At 72.9% G+C, this 16,219-nt stretch carries 19 protein-coding genes; 7 read left to right on the top strand and 12 right to left on the bottom strand.

All coding sequences use genetic code 11. The features are described from left to right. Nucleotides 1-3: 3 nt before the first annotated feature. Together E9998_RS08450 and E9998_RS08445 are read right to left on the bottom strand one after the other, a co-directional pair. Nucleotides 4-333, bottom strand: coding sequence for a plasmid stabilization protein (locus E9998_RS08450; RefSeq protein WP_136529269.1), 330 nt, complete (start codon nt 331-333; stop codon nt 4-6). Nucleotides 334-394: 61 nt separating this feature from the next. After that, entirely contained in the window at nt 395-919 is a 525-nt protein-coding gene (locus E9998_RS08445) for a DUF4383 domain-containing protein (RefSeq protein ID WP_204745326.1), read from the bottom strand. A gap of 172 nt (nt 920-1,091) precedes the next feature. Here E9998_RS08445 and E9998_RS08440 point away from each other — a divergent pair, with 172 nt between their 5' ends. The 3 genes from E9998_RS08440 (at nt 1,092) to E9998_RS25225 (ending at nt 3,033) form a co-directional block, all read left to right on the top strand. Beyond that, nucleotides 1,092-1,931, top strand: a complete 840-nt coding sequence (locus E9998_RS08440) for a hypothetical protein (RefSeq protein ID WP_136529268.1) — start codon at nt 1,092-1,094, stop codon at nt 1,929-1,931. Next, a complete protein-coding gene (locus E9998_RS08435) occupies nt 1,931-2,614 on the top strand; it encodes a hypothetical protein (RefSeq protein ID WP_136529267.1) in 684 nt (227 codons plus the stop codon). Before E9998_RS08440 ends, E9998_RS08435 begins: the two co-directional genes overlap by 1 nt. A gap of 278 nt (nt 2,615-2,892) precedes the next feature. Next, nucleotides 2,893-3,033, top strand: coding sequence for a hypothetical protein (locus E9998_RS25225; protein ID WP_158299738.1), 141 nt, complete (start codon nt 2,893-2,895; stop codon nt 3,031-3,033). A 45-nt stretch (nt 3,034-3,078) separates the two neighbouring features. Here E9998_RS25225 and E9998_RS08430 read toward each other — a convergent pair whose 3' ends face one another. From E9998_RS08430 to E9998_RS08410, 5 genes are read right to left on the bottom strand one after another with little or no spacing between them, the layout of a single operon-like run. After that, nucleotides 3,079-3,936, bottom strand: coding sequence for a carbohydrate ABC transporter permease (locus E9998_RS08430; protein WP_136529266.1), 858 nt, complete (start codon nt 3,934-3,936; stop codon nt 3,079-3,081). Further along, nucleotides 3,926-4,867 (bottom strand): carbohydrate ABC transporter permease, encoded by a 942-nt coding sequence (locus E9998_RS08425; RefSeq protein WP_136529265.1) that lies wholly within the window; start codon nt 4,865-4,867, stop codon nt 3,926-3,928. The genes E9998_RS08430 and E9998_RS08425 overlap by 11 nt, the downstream gene beginning before the upstream one ends. After that, nucleotides 4,864-6,132, bottom strand: coding sequence for an ABC transporter substrate-binding protein (locus E9998_RS08420; protein ID WP_136529264.1), 1,269 nt, complete (start codon nt 6,130-6,132; stop codon nt 4,864-4,866). The genes E9998_RS08425 and E9998_RS08420 overlap by 4 nt, the downstream gene beginning before the upstream one ends. 31 nt (nt 6,133-6,163) lie before the next feature. Next, on the bottom strand, nt 6,164-7,759 hold the full coding sequence (locus tag E9998_RS08415) for an FAD-dependent oxidoreductase (protein ID WP_136529412.1): 1,596 nt from the start codon (nt 7,757-7,759) through the stop codon (nt 6,164-6,166). Between the two features lie 8 nt (nt 7,760-7,767). Then, nucleotides 7,768-8,799 (bottom strand): LacI family DNA-binding transcriptional regulator, encoded by a 1,032-nt coding sequence (locus E9998_RS08410; RefSeq protein WP_136529263.1) that lies wholly within the window; start codon nt 8,797-8,799, stop codon nt 7,768-7,770. Nucleotides 8,800-9,000: 201 nt separating this feature from the next. On the opposite strand from E9998_RS08410, the gene E9998_RS08405 reads away from it, so the two are divergent. Continuing rightward, nucleotides 9,001-9,966 carry a glycoside hydrolase family protein gene (locus E9998_RS08405; RefSeq protein WP_136529262.1) on the top strand — a complete coding sequence of 322 codons (966 nt, stop codon included), beginning with the start codon at nt 9,001-9,003 and terminating at the stop codon, nt 9,964-9,966. A gap of 4 nt (nt 9,967-9,970) precedes the next feature. On the opposite strand, the gene E9998_RS08400 is transcribed toward E9998_RS08405, so the two are convergent. Together E9998_RS08400 and E9998_RS08395 are read right to left on the bottom strand one after the other, a co-directional pair. Then, a complete protein-coding gene (locus E9998_RS08400; RefSeq protein WP_136529261.1) occupies nt 9,971-10,822 on the bottom strand; it encodes an SDR family oxidoreductase in 852 nt (283 codons plus the stop codon). 80 nt (nt 10,823-10,902) lie between these two features. Continuing rightward, complete coding sequence (locus tag E9998_RS08395) at nt 10,903-11,421, bottom strand: winged helix-turn-helix transcriptional regulator (protein WP_136529260.1); 519 nt, start codon at nt 11,419-11,421, stop codon at nt 10,903-10,905. 84 nt (nt 11,422-11,505) lie between these two features. Here E9998_RS08395 and E9998_RS08390 point away from each other — a divergent pair, with 84 nt between their 5' ends. Then, nucleotides 11,506-12,849, top strand: a complete 1,344-nt coding sequence (locus E9998_RS08390; RefSeq protein WP_136529259.1) for an MFS transporter — start codon at nt 11,506-11,508, stop codon at nt 12,847-12,849. Here E9998_RS08390 and E9998_RS08385 read toward each other — a convergent pair. Beyond that, complete coding sequence (locus tag E9998_RS08385) at nt 12,833-13,324, bottom strand: D-alanyl-D-alanine carboxypeptidase family protein (RefSeq protein WP_136529258.1); 492 nt, start codon at nt 13,322-13,324, stop codon at nt 12,833-12,835. The two genes, E9998_RS08390 and E9998_RS08385, sit on opposite strands and share 17 nt — an antisense overlap. Nucleotides 13,325-13,414: 90 nt before the next feature. On the opposite strand from E9998_RS08385, the gene E9998_RS08380 reads away from it, so the two are divergent. Both E9998_RS08380 and E9998_RS08375 read left to right on the top strand, forming a co-directional pair. After that, complete coding sequence (locus E9998_RS08380; protein ID WP_136529257.1) at nt 13,415-14,086, top strand: response regulator transcription factor; 672 nt, start codon at nt 13,415-13,417, stop codon at nt 14,084-14,086. Continuing rightward, complete coding sequence (locus E9998_RS08375; RefSeq protein ID WP_136529256.1) at nt 14,079-15,194, top strand: sensor histidine kinase; 1,116 nt, start codon at nt 14,079-14,081, stop codon at nt 15,192-15,194. The genes E9998_RS08380 and E9998_RS08375 overlap by 8 nt, the downstream gene beginning before the upstream one ends. A 5-nt stretch (nt 15,195-15,199) precedes the next feature. On the opposite strand, the gene vanX is transcribed toward E9998_RS08375, so the two are convergent. Both vanX and E9998_RS08365 read right to left on the bottom strand, forming a co-directional pair. Then, entirely contained in the window at nt 15,200-15,814 is a 615-nt protein-coding gene (vanX, locus tag E9998_RS08370) for a D-Ala-D-Ala dipeptidase VanX (protein WP_136529255.1), read from the bottom strand. Then, nucleotides 15,811-16,219, bottom strand: a 409-nt coding sequence (locus tag E9998_RS08365; RefSeq protein ID WP_136529411.1) for an ATP-grasp domain-containing protein, incomplete at its 5' end; no start/stop codon positions are given. The genes E9998_RS08365 and vanX, both read right to left, overlap by 4 nt.

Genomic DNA, 16,219 nt, shown 5'->3' with positions numbered 1-16,219 from the left:
GCGTCAATCGCGATCCACCGCCCGGCGCAGCTGCGCCTTGTTCATCTTCGAGCGCCCCTTGACGTTCTTGCGCCGCGCCTCCTCGTACAGCTGATCCCTGGTGCGACCCTTGGGCCCCGAATGCGAACGCTGCCCGCCCCGCTTGGACGAGGACATGTCCTCGACCGAAGTGCGACTCGCCGTCTTCGTCTTGCCCTCACGCGCCCGCTGCTTGTTCACCGTGCGCGCGGCGATCTCCTCGGCGGTGTCCTCGTCCTCGCCCCGCTCCTCGACGCTGTCGCGAATGTGGCGGTACCTGCGCTCTTCCTTGTCGGTCCACTGCCGCTGCGGCATGGTCTCTCACCTCCAGAACATCCGCGCCCGCACGAACCCCCGGCGGGCGCCGAAAACGCGGTCAACGGGCGGCGCCCCGGTTCGTCTCGCCGAAGTCGCCCTCGCCGCGAGCCTCGCTCACGCGCGGCAGGCGGCGGTGCAGGACCAGGCCGAAGACGACCATGAGGACGCCCAGGCCCAGTTGCAGCAGCGCGGAGGCGACGTTCGAAGGCAGGAAGCCCCCGGAGGCCGCCGTCGCGGCCACGAACCCGTACAGCCCCAGGACCGCGAGTCCGACGCCGCCGAAGACGAGGAAGCGCCGGGCGTACCGCGCGCCCCACGACATGATGAAGCCGACGACACCGAGCGCCAGGTACACCAGGTTCACGAGCACCGAGATCGCGAAGACCCCGAACAGCTCGGCCCGCGAGGACCCGGCGAAGGCCATCCCGGAGAACCCGGTCGTGAACGCGGGGATGAACCCCGCCACGCCCATCACCAGGAACACCCAGGACACCGCGTCCAAGCCCTGCTGGACGGCCGTGGTGCGCCGCCGCTCGGCCGCCCACCAGTGGCGGCCCGTGGTGGACATCGATCGCGAGTTCATGGCGCGCTCCCCTCCAACGCTGCGGCCCGTTCGCCACCGGGTACCCGTTCCCGGCGCGATGACACCGCTCCGGAGCGGCCCCGTTCGGCGCCACGGGCGCACGTGGGCCGTTTGCAGGCACTGCCTAGACTCCCGGGCGGTGACGTCGAAGGGCACCCGGACAGGAGCAGGGATGGAACCTCCGAAGGCGCTGGCGGACTGGGCGCGAAAAGGCGATCAGGCCGAACGCGAATGGGCGCGGCAGTCGGTCGACGTGTGGGCGCGGCAGGCGGCCTTCGCGCAGCCGCTGCGGTGGGGCGAGGCCGAGGCCGCCGTGCTCGAACGGGAGTACCCGCCGCTGCCGGGCTCGGCCGTGGTGCGCGTCGTCGGGCTCGTCGGCTGGATCGGCACCGCGATCATCGCGGTGCCCGCGCTCGGGGCCGGCCTGGTCGGGTTCGCGCTGGTCGCCGTCGGCACGCGGCCCGGCGCGGCTGAGAACTGGCTCTCGCTTGCATCGTTCCTGTTCCTCCTCGCGGTGGTCGCCGTGTGCTCCTCGCTGGGGTACTGGTGGCAGACGCGGCGGCGCAGCCTCGTCTTCGCGGCCTCCGACGCCGGCGCCGTGCTCGGTTCGGGCGCCGCGTTCGCCGTCCTCTTCGCCACCCACGCGACGGTGTCCTCCTGGCTCGTCGTGCTCATGGCCGCGACCGGCGTGCTCGGCCTCGTGTCGCTCGTGCTCGCCCTCGCGTCGAAACCCGAAGGGCGCCCGAAGCAGCGGAAGCCGCCGCGGCGCGGACCGCGCGGCGACAAGCGCGCCCGGGCCCTGCGCGCGCGCAAGCGGCTGCTGGAGATCCTCGTCCACCGCGGCCTGGTCGACCTCGACGAGGCCGACCGCATCCGCGTCGGCGAGATGCCCCTCGGATACTGGTCCGAACTCGACGGCCTCGACGAACGCGAGCGACGCCGCGTGCTCGAAATGCGCCACGTCGGATGGCGCGACTTCACCCCCGAGGACGCCTGGAAGGGGAACGCCTGATGCCCAAGGCCGCAGCGGAACGGCCGCTGGAGTGGGCCACCGGCCGCTACGGTTGGGACGGCTTCGACCTTCGCGAGCTCGACCGCGTCGTCCTCGACTACGCCCCGATCGAACTCGCGCTCGCGAAGCGCTGGTCGCGGCGCTCGGCCCTGGGCCGGGCCTGCGCCGGGGCCGTGTTCGCACTCAGCCTGATCGGCCTCATGGCGGCGGTGCTCATGGGCATCGCCACGCTCGCCGGCGTCGACGGCGAGGCCCTGCCGGTTCTGGTGTTCGCCTGCTCGGGCCTCGGCTGCGCGGCCGTCGCCGGGTTCTTCGTCCCGTGGCTGCTGACGCCGTACCGGCAGTGGGACCGGACGCTGTGCGGCCTCTCGGTGATGATCGCCGTCAGCGCCGCCGCGTCGATCGTCTCGGTCCTCGCGCGCGACCTCGAAGCGGGCCCGCCGTGGCTCCTGGCCGCCCCGTGCCTCGTACTGCTCCTCGCGGCGCTCGGCGCGATCGTCGGCGACGTCCGGCTCCGCACCGACGCGAAGCCGCCGCCGGTCGACCTCGCGGCGCTCACGCCCGACGAACTCGACGTGCTCCTCGCCGTGCGCCGCAAGACTCTCAGGGTCCTGCGCTCGCGCGGCGTCGTCTCCTACCCCGACTGCGCGGCGTTCGAGAAGGCCCCGCTGGACCCCTCCTGACGCCTCACTTCCCACCATGCGGGAGACCCTACCGGTGCGGTGGGAGTCCTGGTACGGTCAAATCCATGCGAACCGCCGCGAAACTCACCCGGCGGCGCGAGATCGATCAGATGCGCGCCGCGAGCGCCCTCTGTCGACCACTGATGCGCTAGCCGGAGGCGCCCCCACCGCGTCGTCCGGCCGATTCCCCATCGCTCCACGGGCCGCGCAGTGCCCGCACCGATCACGCAGCGCCCGCGTTGGCACCGGGCGCGCCATCGTCGAGGGAACCCACCATCATGTCCGATCGCACCGCGCTCACCGTGCGCACTCCCTACCACCGCCGCATCCTGACCGCCGCCGTCCTGGCGCTCGCCGCCGCCCGCATCCGCGCCGGGTTCGCCGGCGCCGAGAAGACCACCACCGAACGCACGTCCTGACCGAACGGCCTCGAACCGGTGCCCCGGCAACGCCGGGGCACCGGTTCAGCCTTTGAGGCCGGTGTGCGCGAGCCCTTCGACGAACTGTCGCTGGGCGATGACGAAGACGATGAGCACCGGGAGCGCCGAGAGGGTCGCGGCCGAGAGCTGGACGTCCCACATCGGTCCGCCGTAGGCGTCGGTGAACTGGGTGAGGGCCTGGGGGATCGTGAACTTCTCCGGCGTGGAGAGGAACACGACGGGCTCCAGGTAGAGGTTCCAGCTGTGGAGGAACGAGAAGATCGCGACCGCGCCGAGCGCCGGGCGCGACAGCGGCAGGGCGATGCGCCAGTAGAGGCCGAAGCGCCCGAGGCCGTCCATGCGCCCGGCCTCCTCGACCTCGGCGGGGAGCGCGATGAAGAACTGCCGCATGATGAGCGTCGACAGGACGCTGGGGGCGCCGAAGACCGGGATCAGCAGCAGCGGCCAGTGCGTGTCGACCAGGCCGAGCCCGTTGAACAGCTGGAACAGCGGCACGATGGTGACCTCGCTCGGGATGAGCAGGCCCACGAGGACCACCAGGAACAGCAGGTTGTGCCCGGGGAAGCGGATGCGCGCGAACGCGTATCCGGCGAGCGAGGAGACCGCGAGCGTCCCTACGGTGACTGCCGCGGCGATGTACATGCTGTTGAGGTACTGGGCCGCGAACGGCGCGAACTCGAAGACCCTGCCGTAGGCGGCGAAGGACGGGTCGGACGGCAGGATCGAGGGCGGGAACGCGAAGATCTCGTTGGCGGGCTTGAGGCTCGACGTGACCATCCACCAGGTGGGGAACACGAACGGGACGGCCAGGACGCACAGCAGCCCGTAGAGGGCGAGCCGGGCGCGGCGCGAGCGCGCGGTGGTGCGGCGTTCAGTCTTCATGGACGACCCACTTCCGGCGCATCTGCCACTGGATCACGGTGAGCACCAAGACGATCGCGAACAGCAGGACCGAGAGGGTCGCGCCGTAGCCGAAGTCGTGGAACTGGAAGGCGTTCTGGTACAAGTAGTAGACGAGCACGGTCGTGGAGGTGCCGGGGCCGCCGCTGGTGAGGACGTCGATCTGGGCGAAGACCTGGAGCGAGCCGACCACGGTGATGATCGAGGTCAACAGGATCGTGGGGCTGATCATCGGCATGGTGATGCGCCGGAACCGGGTCCACGCGCCCGCACCGTCGATGGTGGACGCCTCGTAGAGCTCCCTCGGGACGCCCTGGAGCGCGGCGAGGAACAGGACCATGTTGAGCCCCACGTTCTTGAGCACCTGGACGACGATCACGCTCGCCATCGCGGTGGCCTCGCCGCGCAGCCAGTTGGGGCCCTCGGCGCCGACGACCGAGAGCAGGCCGTTGACGCCGCCGTCGTCCTGGAGCAGGAAGCGCCACACGATCGTCCAGGCCACCAGGGTGACCGCGACGGGGGAGAAGAAGATCGTGCGGAACACGACGGTGCCGCGCAGCTTCTGGTCGAGCAGGATCGCGAGCACGAGCGCGAGGCTCAGGTTGAGCGCGACGAGGCCGATCGAGAACGCGGCGGTCGCCCGCAGGACCCCCGGCAGGGCCGGGTCCTGGGCGAGGCGCTCGTAGTTCTCGCCGCCGGTCCACGTGAAGCCCCCGGCGAGGACGTTCCAGTCGTGGAGGCTGTACCAGAACATCAGGCCCAGCGGCAGCAGCACGAACAGGGCCGTGCCCGCCAGCTGCGGGGCCGCGAACAGGAACCCGGCGAGGTGGTCGCGGCGCCGCGCCGTCCACCACCGGGGCCCGCCCGGCCGGGACTGCTCCCGGCCGGGCGGGGTGCTCCGCACCTGCGTCATTGCGCCAGCAGCGGGTCGACGGCGGTGCACAGGTCGGCGAGGACGCCCGCGACGTCGGCGTCCGGGGTCCACAGCGGGTCGAGCGCGGCGCGCACGGCCTGGTCGAGCTGGGCCTGGCCGGTGTGGCCGGGCTTGACGACGCCCGCGTCGATACGGTCGATGACGACGGTCTGGAGCTGCTCGGGCGTCAGGAGCGGGTTGGCCTGGCCGAGCACCTCGGCGGTCAGCTGCGACTCGCGCGGCGGCGGGAAGTACTGGGCGAGCTTCGCGGAGTTCTCCGGGTTCGTCATGTACGCCAGGAAGTCCGCGGCCTCCACGGGGTGCGGGGCGACGGTGAGGACGCCGAGCCCGGCCTGGCCGATCACGGAGTACTCGCCCGCCGGACCGGCCGGGAGCGGCACGAGGTCCCACCCGAAGTCCGCTTCGGCGAGGAGCCCGGCGCGGGAGATCTGCGTGACCGTGAAGGCCGCCTCGCCCGCGAAGAAGTCCGCGGTGGTGCCCGGTCCGGGCATGGCCTCCTGCTCGAACACGGCGTCGTGCATGAACGCGAGCGCCTCGGCCATCTCGGTGTCGTCGAAGCCGCACTCCTTCCCGTCCTCGCTCCAGGCCTGCGCGCCCCAGCCGGTCCACAGCGTGGAGAGGTTGTCCCAGCCGGAGTAGTCGAAGTCGCGGATGACCATGCCGTCGGTGCCCGTGGCCGCGTGCACGGCGGCACCCGCCTCGACCACGCGCTCCCAGGTCCACTCGCCGGAGGCGATGAGCTCGGCCGAGGTCGGCTGCCCGGCCTCGGCGAGCAGGTCCTCGTTGACGAACACCCCGAACGGCGAGGTCGAGAACGGGTACGCGTACAGCTCGTCGCCCTCGCGCCACAGCTCGGTGGCGGCCGGGACGAGGTCGTCGTACTCGTAGCCCTCGGTCCCGGCGAGCGTCTCGCCCAGCGGCACGAGGGCGCCGCTGGTGACGAAGTCGGGCGCGGCGCTCTCCAGGATCCACGCCAGGTCCGGCGCGTTGTCCCCGGCGATCTGGGTGGTGAGCGTGCTCGTGTAGCCCTCGAACGGGAGCGGGTCGAACTCGATCGCCTCGACCTCGTCATGCTCGGCGAGGTAGGCGTCCGCGATCTCGTTCAGCATCGCGAGGTGGTCCTCGCTGGCCGACCACGTGGTCATGCGCAGCGTCACCGGCCCTTCGTCCCCGCCGCCGCCGCAGGCGGCGAGCGCGAGGGGCGCGGCCGCCGCGGCGGCCAGCAGTATCCGTGCGTGCTTCATAAGGGGTTCGTCCTTTCGGTTGACGGCATTGTCAGTAAGAGGTCACGTCTGGCCAGCGCATTTCGACGCCCTGCGCGGCCAGCCGGTCCTGGAACTCGGCGAGGAGCGCGGGGTCGGCGCCGACGGCGCGCGGCGGCTCGCCGCGCTCGAAGCTGAAGGCCGCGAGGGCCCCGGCGGCCTCGCCGATGTTCCATTCGACGGGGTGGAGCCGGTAGCAGCCGTTGGTGATGTGCGTGGTGCCGAGGTTCTTCCCGGCGGGCAGCAGGTTGTCGACCCGGACGGGCAGGAGCGCGCCGAGCGGGATCTCGAAGGGGCAGGAGGGGACGTCGATGTAGTTGTCCCCGCCGGTGGAGGGGTGGAGGTCGATGCGGTACATGCCGATCCCGACGCTGTCGTGATAGGACACCGCGCCCTTGTCGCCGCGCACGGCCGCCGAGAGGTCCTGCTCGACGATCGTGTACTCGGCCTTGATGCGCCGCGACTCGCGGTGGTACGGCGCCTGGGCGAGGCCGTCCGCCGATCCGGTGACGTCCCCCCGCAGCCGGAGCCCCGGCCAGCCGGTGCCGCCGTCGGCGCGCGGCGCCTCGGTCTGGAGCCAGTACATGACGCTGCGGGAGAGTCCCCGCGCCTTCTCCAGATGCGCTGCGGCGTCGGGGTTGTCGATGACCGGCGCCAGGAAGTAGTCGATCATCGGCCAGTTGACGAGGGTGATGTCGCTGGCGTACGCGCCCGGCGTGAAGTTGCGGCGGGCGGCGATGCGGCGGAAGGTCCACAGGTTCATGTCGCCGCCGCCGAGGCGCTGGTCGCCGACGACGGCGAGCGGGTCGTCCTCGGGGTTGGGCTCGAACATCCGCTCGGCGGGCTCCAGCGTGCGCGGGTTCGGGGCCCGGAAGCCCAGCAGGTTCCCGCCCCAGAAGTCGGTGCTGAAGTCCCGCCAGAAGTCGTAGTCGGCGGGCCTGTCGATGGTGTGGTCCCCGTCGACGTGGTCGATCGCGAAGCACACCGAGACGGCCTGCACGTTGTCCGGCTGCGCCTCGTCGGGCGCGCTCGGCTCGCCGGTGTCCCTGCCGGACTCGAAGCCGGTGGTGTACTCGGTCCCGGTGAGCGGCAGCAGCTCCCCGGTCTCGGTCGCGTCGAGCACGTAGGGCGCCTCGACGGTGATCCGGTCCCCGCTCCCGCGGTGCGCCAAGGTCACCGCCCGGACCCGGTCGCCGTCCACGTCGGCCTCCACCGGCCGGTACGGCTGGAGGAGCCGCAGGTTCCCGGAGCCGATGTGGGGCGCGAGCATCGCTTCGAGGACCGCGACGGCCACGCGCGGCTCGTGGCACAGGCGGCTGACGTGCCCGCCGCCGGGGTTGAGGTCGCGCCTGGCGCGGGCGGCGGCGGTGAGCGGGTAGTGGCGCCGGTAGTACGCCCTGATCCCTTCGCGCAGTTCCCGGTAGGAGGCGGTGACGCCGAACTGCTCCACCCACGAGGACTCGTCGGGCGGGACGGCCTGGCTGGTGAGCTGGCCGCCGATCCAGTCGTGCTCCTCGGTGAGGACGACGCGCCGCCCGGCGCGCAGGGCCGCCAGCGCGGCGGCGACGCCGCCGAGCCCGCCGCCCACGACGAGGATGTCGGTTCGCAGTTCCTGCTTCAAGATCGGTTCCTTCCGGTGGGGCCCAAGGTCGCTCCGTCGTGCAGCTCGCACGGGAGCAGCCGCTGCACGTCGGTCTCGGCGCCCTCGATGAGCGCGAAGAACACGTCGAGGGCCTGGCGGCCCATCTCGCGGCGGGGGATGGTGAAGCCGGCGACGTCGAGGTCGATCGACACCGGCCGGGTCGGGTCGCCGAGGGCGACGAGGGAGAGGTCGGCGGGGACGCCGAGGCCGCGCGCGGCGGCCCAGTCGGTGACGGCGGGGATGTCGGCCGGCTCTTCGAGGAACAGCGCGGTCACGCCCCCGGCGACGGCCGCGTCGAGCGGTTCGGCCGCGGCGGCGTGCACGCGGCCGTACTCGACGCCCGCCTTCGCCGCGGCGGCGCGGAAGCCGCGCAGGCGATCCGCGTAGGATTCGGGCCCTTCGCCGCGGCCGACGTACGCGATCCGCCGGTGCCCCAACTCGGCCGCCCGCGCGACGAGCGCCGCCGTGGCGGCGGGGTAGTCGGCGCCGACGCACGGCACGGGCCCGCCCGCGTCGTCGCGCCGGCCGACCGAGACGAACGGGATGCCTTCGCCGACGAGGCGTTCGAGGTCGCCGCGGTCGACCTCCTGTCCGAGGAGGACGCACCCGTCGGCGAGGCGGATGCGGCTGCCCTCGGCGAACATGCGGCGCCTGCCGCCTTCGACGGGGGCGCTGGTGAGCAGGAGGAGGTCGCAGCCGAGCCGTTCGGCCTGCTCTTCGAGGCCGAGGAGGAACGGGTGGAAGAAGTCCCTTGCACCCGAAGGGAACACCGGCTCGTACGTGAAGACGCCGATGATGCGGTTGTTCCTGTCGGCGAGTCTGCGGGCGACGGGGTCGGCGACGTAGCCGGTCTCGCGGATCGCGTCCAGGACGCGGTCGCGCGTCTCGGGGGCGATCCTGACGCCCGCGTCGAGGCGGTTGTTGAGGACCAGGGAGACGGTCGCCTGGCTGACGCCGGAGAGGCGGGCGATGTCGCGCTGCGTCACGCGGCGGCGGGGTCCGGTCACGGAGGGGCCTTCCTCGGGATAATGCGTATAACCACTGGTGCGTGTGATCATGTTGCACCCCGTTCCGCGGCCGGTCAAGATGATAATTCGTATTATCATCTTGACCCCGGCCCGCGCCCGCCCCGAGACTCGACCTCCTAAGGCCCGCAGCGGCGCCGCGCATCGGAGCGCGGCGACCGCCGGGCCGGACAGGAGCGAGTCATGGATTCCGCATCCGCCTTCGGCCGCCGCGGCCTGCTGCTGGGGGCCGCCGCCCTCGGCGCGACCGCGGCCCTCGGGGCCGCCCCCGCGTCCGCCGCCCCTCCGGGCTTCCCGGTCTTCACGCGTCTCGGTGCGGCCCTGGACAAGTCGGCCCTCGCCTACAACCCGACCAACGAGTTCATCTTCCCCTCGGTCCGCTACGTGGCCGGGAGGGTCCGCAACCCCTTGGGCGCCTGGTACATGTACTACGCGCCGCACGACGGCCAGGGCGGGATCTGCCTCGCCTACGCCGACTCCCTCGCCGGGCCCTGGAAGGAGTACCCGGCCAACCCGATCATCGCCAACACCTGGTCGCCGCACTACTCGGTGCCGCACGTCTCCAGTCCGCACGCGGTGTGGAACGCGGCGGACGCGAAGATCTACCTGTACTTCCACGGCGACAACCGCACCACGCGCGTCGCCACCTCGACCGACGGGCGCTCGTTCACCTACGGCGCCACGGTGCTCCACACCTCGATGCTCCCCTCGAACGTGACCGAGGCGTCCTACGCGAGGGTCTTCCCGCACCCGGTCCAGTCCGGCGTCAACATCATGCTGTTCATGGGCAACCAGGCCGGGACGCGGAAGATCTTCATCGGCTGGTCGCACGCGCTCGCCTCGGGCTGGCGGTTCAAGCCCCAGCCGCTCATCTCGCCCGCCGCGGGCGAGGGCGGCCAGCTCTCGGGCGCGCACTACTGGTCCCAGAACGGCGGCGGCCACGTCGTCTACCACGCCGGCGACGGCCGCATCCGCGTCGCGCACGTGGGCACGGGCTTCGACCGCGAAGAGCACCTCGGCGTCCTGTACACCGACCCGGTCGCGACCCGTGCGGCCGCGCCGAGCTTCGCCGAGGAGGACGGCCGCATGTACATGTTCTACGAGGCGGGGGCGCGTTCGAACACGAACATCGCCATCGCCCGCGCGTGAAGTCTCAGTCGACGAGGTGCCGCCATGACGCGGGTTCGGCCCGCAGGAACTCTTCGAGCGTCCAGGGCCTGCGCCCGGTGACGAACTCGACGGTGTGGCTGGTCACCGAGGTCTCGCCGGTGGCGACGGCCTTGTAGGACCCGGCCCATCCGGCGATCTGCCAGTCCTCGGCGCCGGCGCGGGAGGCCGCGGCCTGCTCGTCGGTCTCGGGGACGTAGACGAAGTCGCGCCCGGTGACCCCGGCGAGGACGCGGGCCGACTCGTGCAGGTCGAGCGGCTCGGGGCCGGACACGTCGTAGACGCGGTCGGCGTGGGCCGGGTCGAGCAGGGTCGCCGCGGCGAGCCTGGCCACGTCGTGCCGGGCCACCCAGGCGACCCTGCCGCGCCCGGCCGGGCCGCGGATCACGCCGTCCTGCGCGAAGAGCGGCAGCATGTCGGCGTACAGCGAGTTGCGCAGTGCGGTGAGCCGCAGACCGGACTCGACGATGAGCCGTTCGGTGAGCGAGTGCTCCCGCGCGAAGGTGAACGTGGCCTGCGGCGAGGCGCCCATGAACGAGGTGTAGACGACCCGGTCGACCCCGGCCGCCGCGGCGGCGCGCACCGCGCTCCGGTGCTCGGGCATCCGGTCGGCGCTCTCGTGCGCCGAGACCAGGAACAGCGTGTCCACTCCCGACAGCGCCTCCCGCAGCGCGTCCTCGTCCTGGAACGAGGCGACGGCGACCTCCGCGCCCTCCAGCTCGGGCGCCCGCGAGCGGTCGCGCACGACCAGCCGCTGCGCCGCGCCCTGCTCGGCGAGCATCCGGGCCACGCGCGACCCCAACTGCCCGGTCGCCCCGGTGACGGCGATGACGCCCATGCCGCGTTCCTCTCCCTCGGTTGCCTTGGCCGCGTCCAGTATCCGCGACCCGCGCCGTCCCCGCCCGGTCTTTCCCCGCCTCAGGAGGCCTCGGGCACGAGCGGTTCGAGGAGGCGGCGCGGACGGTTCATGGCCCGGCTGACCGGGTCGTCGCGCTTGGGCCCGGGGCCGGGGTACATCTCGATGTCGCCCGGGTGGAGCGGGCCGCACCGCACGCAGTCGGTGGACGGCAGCAGGTCGCCGCCGCACTCGGCGTGGCGGAACAGGCGGGGCGGCTCGCCGCCGATGTGGCGCTTGCCCCACACGCCGAGCTGGTAGATCACCGGCCACAGCTCCACGCCCGCCTCGGTGGGCACGTACTCGTAGCGCGGCGGCGAGGCCTGGTAGGGCCGCCGCTCCAGGACCCCGCCCTCGGTCAGGTTCGCCAGCCGGTCGGCGAGCACGGCCTTGGGGATGTCGAGGCGCTTCTGGAAGTCGCTGAAGCGGCGGACGCCGTAGATCGCGTTCTGCACCACCAGGAGGGTCCAGCGCTCGCCGAGCAGTTCGAGCGCGCGCGAGAGCGTGCAGTCCTGCCCGTTGTAGTCCTTGCCGAGTGCCATGAGGGCATCCTACCCGGGTTCAATGAACGAACCGACACTGCTACGCTCCAGTGAGTTCATTGACCGAACCAAGGAGCACTCCCCATGGCGACACTCGCCGCTGCCAAGGCGCCCGTCAGGACGGGCGCGGTCCTCGCCCTCCTCTGCGCGGCCCCGCTGCTGGTCATCCTCAACTACTCCACACCGCTCATCCTCGCCCCGCAGACCACCGCGCACCTCCACGCGGGCCCCACCGGCCAGACCTGGATCATCAACGCGATCTCCCTCGGCCTCGCCGTCCCGCTCCTCACCTCCGGCAACCTCGCCGACAACCACGGCCGACGCAAGGTCCTCACCGCCGGGGCGTGGACCTTCGCCGCCGCCGTCCTCCTCGCCGCGCTCGCCCCCAACACCGCCGTCTTCGCCGCCGCCCGCGTCGTCCAAGGCGCCGCCAGCGCCGCCCTCCTGACCTCCAGCCTCGGCATCATCGGCGCCGTCTTCACCGCACCCGAGGACCGCCGCCGCGCCACCGCCGCCTACGGCGCCATGATGGGCCTCGGCGTGGGCGCCGGAGCCGTCATCGCCGCCCTCCTCGACGCGGCCCTGGGCTGGAACGGCCCCTACTGGCTCTACGCCGCCGCCGCGGCGGCGCTCGCCCTCGCCGCCCCCGCCGTCCTGCCCGAGTCCCGCACCGAGCGCCCCCGCCGCGCCGCCCTCGCCGGGACGCTCACCCTCGGCCTCGGCGTCGCCGCGCTCATGTCGGGCCTGACCCTCGGCCGCCAGGGCTGGTCGGACCCGGCCGTCCTCGCGCTCCTCGCCGCCGCCGCGCTCTGCTTCGCCCTCTTCGTCGCCGTCCAACTGCGCGGGCGCGAACCGATGCTCGACCCGGCCCTGTTCACCCGCCCCGCCTTCCTCGTCGCCACCCTCGGCGCCCTGGTCACCGGCGTCTCGGTCATCAGCATGATGAGCTACCTGCCGACCGTGTACCAGTCGGACGCGATCCTCGGCCCCGCCGAGACGGCCGCCGTGGTCGCCGTCTGGTCCACCGCCGCGTTCGCGGTCTCCTTGCAGGTCAAGCGCTTCAACCTGACGCCGGGCGGGCTCCTGGTCCTCGCCCTCCTCGTCGCCGGAGCCGGGTCCGCCCTCCTGACCGGCATGGCCGACGACTGGTCGTGGTGGCACGCCGTCCCCGCGCTCCTGGTCGCCGGGGCCGGCTACGGCGCGGCCAACCCGGCGCTGACACGCCTGAGCATCGACTCGGTCCCGGCCGACCGCGGCGGCATGGGCTCGGGCGTGAACAACACCATGCGCTACATCGGGACCGCCGCGGGCATCCCGATCGTCGCCGCCCTGGTCGACGCCGCCGGGATCGACGGCGCACTGTGGATCTGCGGGGCGCTGGCCGCGCTCGCCGCCTTCGGGTTCGCGCTCCTCAACCGGCGCGCGTGAGCCGCGTCCGCGGGTCGAGGGACGGGTCGGCGTACATCGGCGGCGGCCCGTGCACCGCGGCCTCGGGCCGCAGTTCGTAGTGCCACGGCTCGTTGCGGTAGACCTGGCACAGGCCGTAGGCCGCGCCGTTGGCCGCGAGCCAGGTCCGGGCCTCGGCGGGGCCGAGGTCCACGGCCCGGCCCGCGACGTGCGCCGACGTCTCGGGCGTGGAGACCCAGCGGGCCGCCGCCTCGGGGGAGCCGTGCTCGGCGACGGCCTCGCGAAGCAGTTCGGCCTGGTACGCGGGGGAGCGCCAGGCGCCGTTGACGCGGATGGCGACGCCGTCCCGCGCGGCGTCGGCGGCGGCGCGGCGGAGCGCGGCGAGGAGGGCCGGGTCGAGGTTGGCGAGGGCCGGGAGCGCGTCGAAGACGGTGGTCCCGGCGGGGACGGCGCCGTGCGGGGCGCCTAGCAGCAGGTGCGCGTTCGATTCGGTCATGGCCCCAGTGCAGGCGAGGGGCGGTTGTGGCCCCGTATGCGGTTTTCGATACGCGGACGATAGGCGCGGGCCCGTAGCATCCTGTTCGTTATGCGCGTACTGATCGTCGAGGACGAACCCCTGCTGGCCGAGGCCCTCCGCGACGGCCTCCGCCTGGAGGCCATTGCTGCCGACGTCGCCGGGGACGGCGACGCGGCGCTGGAGCTGTTGAGCGTCAACGCCTACGACATCGCGGTCCTGGACCGCGACATCCCCGGGCCCTCCGGCGACGAGGTGGCCCGCGCGATCGTGGCGGGCGGGAGCGGGATGGGCATCCTCATGCTCACGGCCGCGGACCGCTTGGACGACAAGGCGTCCGGGTTCGAGCTCGGCTCCGACGACTACCTGACGAAGCCGTTCGAGTTCCGGGAGCTGGTGCTGCGGCTGCGGGCGCTCGACCGCAGGCGCGACCACCGGCGCCCGCCGGTGCGCGAACTCGCGGGCCTGCGGGTGGACCCGTTCCGCCGCGAGGTCTTCCGCGACGGACGCTACGTCGCCTTGACCCGCAAGCAGTTCGCCGTCCTCGAAGTCCTCGTCGCCGCCGAGGGCGGCGTGGTGAGCGCCGAGGAGCTGCTGGAGCGGGCCTGGGACGAGCACGCCGACCCGTTCACGAACGCCGTGCGCATCACCGTCTCGGCGCTGCGCAAGCGCCTGGGCGAGCCGTGGGTCATCGCCACCGTGGCCGGTGTCGGCTACCGGATCGAGGAGGCGGGCCGTGACTAGGCCGCCCGGGCCGAGCGCGCGCCTGAAGCTCACCTTCAGCTACGCGGCGTTCCTCATGGTCGCGGGCGCGCTGCTGCTGGCGATCGTGTGGATGTTCCTGCTGCGCTACGTCCCGTACGACTCGATCTCCCTGCGCGGCGACGAGGGCCCGGACGGACGGATCGGACCGGGCCTGTTCATCCCCGGCCGCTACGACCTGTGGCGGGCGTTCGCGCCGAAGGCCGCCGCGCTCATGGTGTTCCTGCTGCTGCTCGGCCTCGCGGGCGGCTGGTTCCTGGCCGGGCGGATGCTCGCCCCGCTCACGCGGATCACGGCCGCGACCCGCGAGGCGGCCGACGGCTCGCTGGGCCACCGCATCCGCCTGCCCGGTCGGGCCGACGAGTTCCGCGAGCTCGCCGACTCCTTCGACGCGATGCTGTCGCGGCTCGAAGCCCATGTCGCCGAACAGCAGCGGTTCGCGGCCAACGCCTCCCACGAGCTGCGGACCCCGCTCGCGATCACGCAGGCGATGCTCGAAGTGGCCCGCGCCGACCCCTCCCGCGACCCCGGCGAGCTCATCGAGCGCCTGCACCTCATGAACGCCCGCGCGATCGACCTCACCGAGGCGCTGCTCCTGCTCAGCCGCTCCGACCAGCGCTCCTTCACTCGCGAGAGCGTGGACCTCTCGCTCGCCGCCGAGGAGGCCGCCGAGTCGCTGCTGCCGCTCGCGGAGGGGCGCGGCGCGGCCGTCGCGACCGCCGGGGACGCCGCGCCCGTGAGCGGCTCCTACCCGCTGCTGCTCCAGCTCGCGGTCAACCTGCTGCACAACGCGATCGTGCACAACCTGCCGGAAGGCGGGACGGTTCGCGTCGCCACCGGCCTCGACGCCGACGGCGCGTTCCTCACCGTCGAGAACACCGGCCCGCAGCTGTCGCCGCACCTGGTCGCGACGCTCACCGAGCGGTTCCAGCGCGGCACCGGCCGGGCCCGCGGCGACCACGCGGGCGTCGGCCTCGGCCTGGCGATCGTCGACTCCATCGCCCGCGCCCACGACGGCACCCTCACGCTCGCGCCGCTGGAGGGCGGCGGCCTGCACGCGACGGTCCGCCTACCGGCTGAACGCCCTTAGGCCGATCAGCCGTCCTCGATCGGGAAGTCGAAGTACGTGTCCGGATGCGGCTCGTCCCGGAGCGTGTAGTGCCACCACTCCCACGGGTAGCCCGCGAAACCGCAGGACTCCATGATGGAACGCAGCGCGAGCCGGTTCGCCTCGGCCTCCTCGCCCAGGCCCGCCGCGCCGTGGTGCGAGACCGGGTCCATGAGGTCGTGGCGCCCGCCCATCGCCAAGGGCTCGCCCGTGTCGAGGGCGACGAGCGTGAGGTCGACGGTGGCGCCGCGGCTGTGGCCCGAGCGGGGCGCCACGTAGCCGAGCGCGACCATCTCGGACCGCTCGATGTTCGGGTAGTGCCGCGCCTTCGTGCGCCCGTCCTCGGGCTCTGCGGCCCAGCGCAGGAAGCGGTCGACGGCGCGCTGCGGCCGGTAGGCGTCCCACAGGAGCAGACCGAGGCCGAGCGCCCCGGCCTTGCCCTGCACGCGTTCCAGCGCCGCGCACAGCGCCGCCGAGCCCACGATCCTGGCCGAGCGGTAGCCGTCCACCGGCGCGCCGGTGAAGTTCTCCGGCCCGGCGTACACCGCGTCGCAGCGCACGCCCTCCAGCGCCTCGTCCAGGAAGACGAAGTCGTCCCTCAACGGCCGTTCCCCCTGAGCGCCATCGCGATGAGCCGGTCGAGCACCTCGCCGAGCGGCAGCCCGGTGGCCGCCATCATCCTCGGATAGCGGCTGTAGGAGGTCATGCCCGGCAGCGTGTTCACCTCGTTGAGGACGACCTCTCCGTCGTTCGTCAAGAACATGTCCACCCGTGACAGTCCCTTGCAGCCCAGTGCCCGGTACACCGCCTTCGCGGCCTCCCGGACGCGTTCGCGGTCCTCGGCCGGGACGTCGGCGGGGACGATCGCCACCGAGTTGTCCGAGCCCGTCTCGGGCCGCTCCTCCTGGTGGATGCGGAAGAACCCGTGCGACAGGGCGATCCGGTCCACTTCCCCCGCAACGAGGTCCGCACCGTCACCCAGGATCGCACACCCGAGCTCCCGCCCC

Origin of the sequence: Glycomyces paridis, from assembly GCF_004912155.1 — a bacterium.
Taxonomy (GTDB): domain Bacteria; phylum Actinomycetota; class Actinomycetes; order Mycobacteriales; family Micromonosporaceae; genus Glycomyces; species Glycomyces paridis.
This window is presented reverse-complemented; position numbering and strand designations above follow the sequence as displayed.

Coding starts and splice junctions, on each gene's coding strand:
- E9998_RS08450 (WP_136529269.1), bottom strand. CDS start 333: ATGCCGCAGCGGCAGTGGACCGACAAGGAAGAGCGCAGGTACCGCCAC.
- E9998_RS08445 (WP_204745326.1), bottom strand. CDS start 919: ATGAACTCGCGATCGATGTCCACCACGGGCCGCCACTGGTGGGCGGCC.
- E9998_RS08440 (WP_136529268.1), top strand. CDS start 1,092: ATGGAACCTCCGAAGGCGCTGGCGGACTGGGCGCGAAAAGGCGATCAG.
- E9998_RS08435 (WP_136529267.1), top strand. CDS start 1,931: ATGCCCAAGGCCGCAGCGGAACGGCCGCTGGAGTGGGCCACCGGCCGC.
- E9998_RS25225 (WP_158299738.1), top strand. CDS start 2,893: ATGTCCGATCGCACCGCGCTCACCGTGCGCACTCCCTACCACCGCCGC.
- E9998_RS08430 (WP_136529266.1), bottom strand. CDS start 3,936: ATGAAGACTGAACGCCGCACCACCGCGCGCTCGCGCCGCGCCCGGCTC.
- E9998_RS08425 (WP_136529265.1), bottom strand. CDS start 4,867: ATGACGCAGGTGCGGAGCACCCCGCCCGGCCGGGAGCAGTCCCGGCCG.
- E9998_RS08420 (WP_136529264.1), bottom strand. CDS start 6,132: ATGAAGCACGCACGGATACTGCTGGCCGCCGCGGCGGCCGCGCCCCTC.
- E9998_RS08405 (WP_136529262.1), top strand. CDS start 9,001: ATGGATTCCGCATCCGCCTTCGGCCGCCGCGGCCTGCTGCTGGGGGCC.
- E9998_RS08400 (WP_136529261.1), bottom strand. CDS start 10,822: ATGGGCGTCATCGCCGTCACCGGGGCGACCGGGCAGTTGGGGTCGCGC.
- E9998_RS08395 (WP_136529260.1), bottom strand. CDS start 11,421: ATGGCACTCGGCAAGGACTACAACGGGCAGGACTGCACGCTCTCGCGC.
- E9998_RS08390 (WP_136529259.1), top strand. CDS start 11,506: ATGGCGACACTCGCCGCTGCCAAGGCGCCCGTCAGGACGGGCGCGGTC.
- E9998_RS08385 (WP_136529258.1), bottom strand. CDS start 13,324: ATGACCGAATCGAACGCGCACCTGCTGCTAGGCGCCCCGCACGGCGCC.
- E9998_RS08380 (WP_136529257.1), top strand. CDS start 13,415: ATGCGCGTACTGATCGTCGAGGACGAACCCCTGCTGGCCGAGGCCCTC.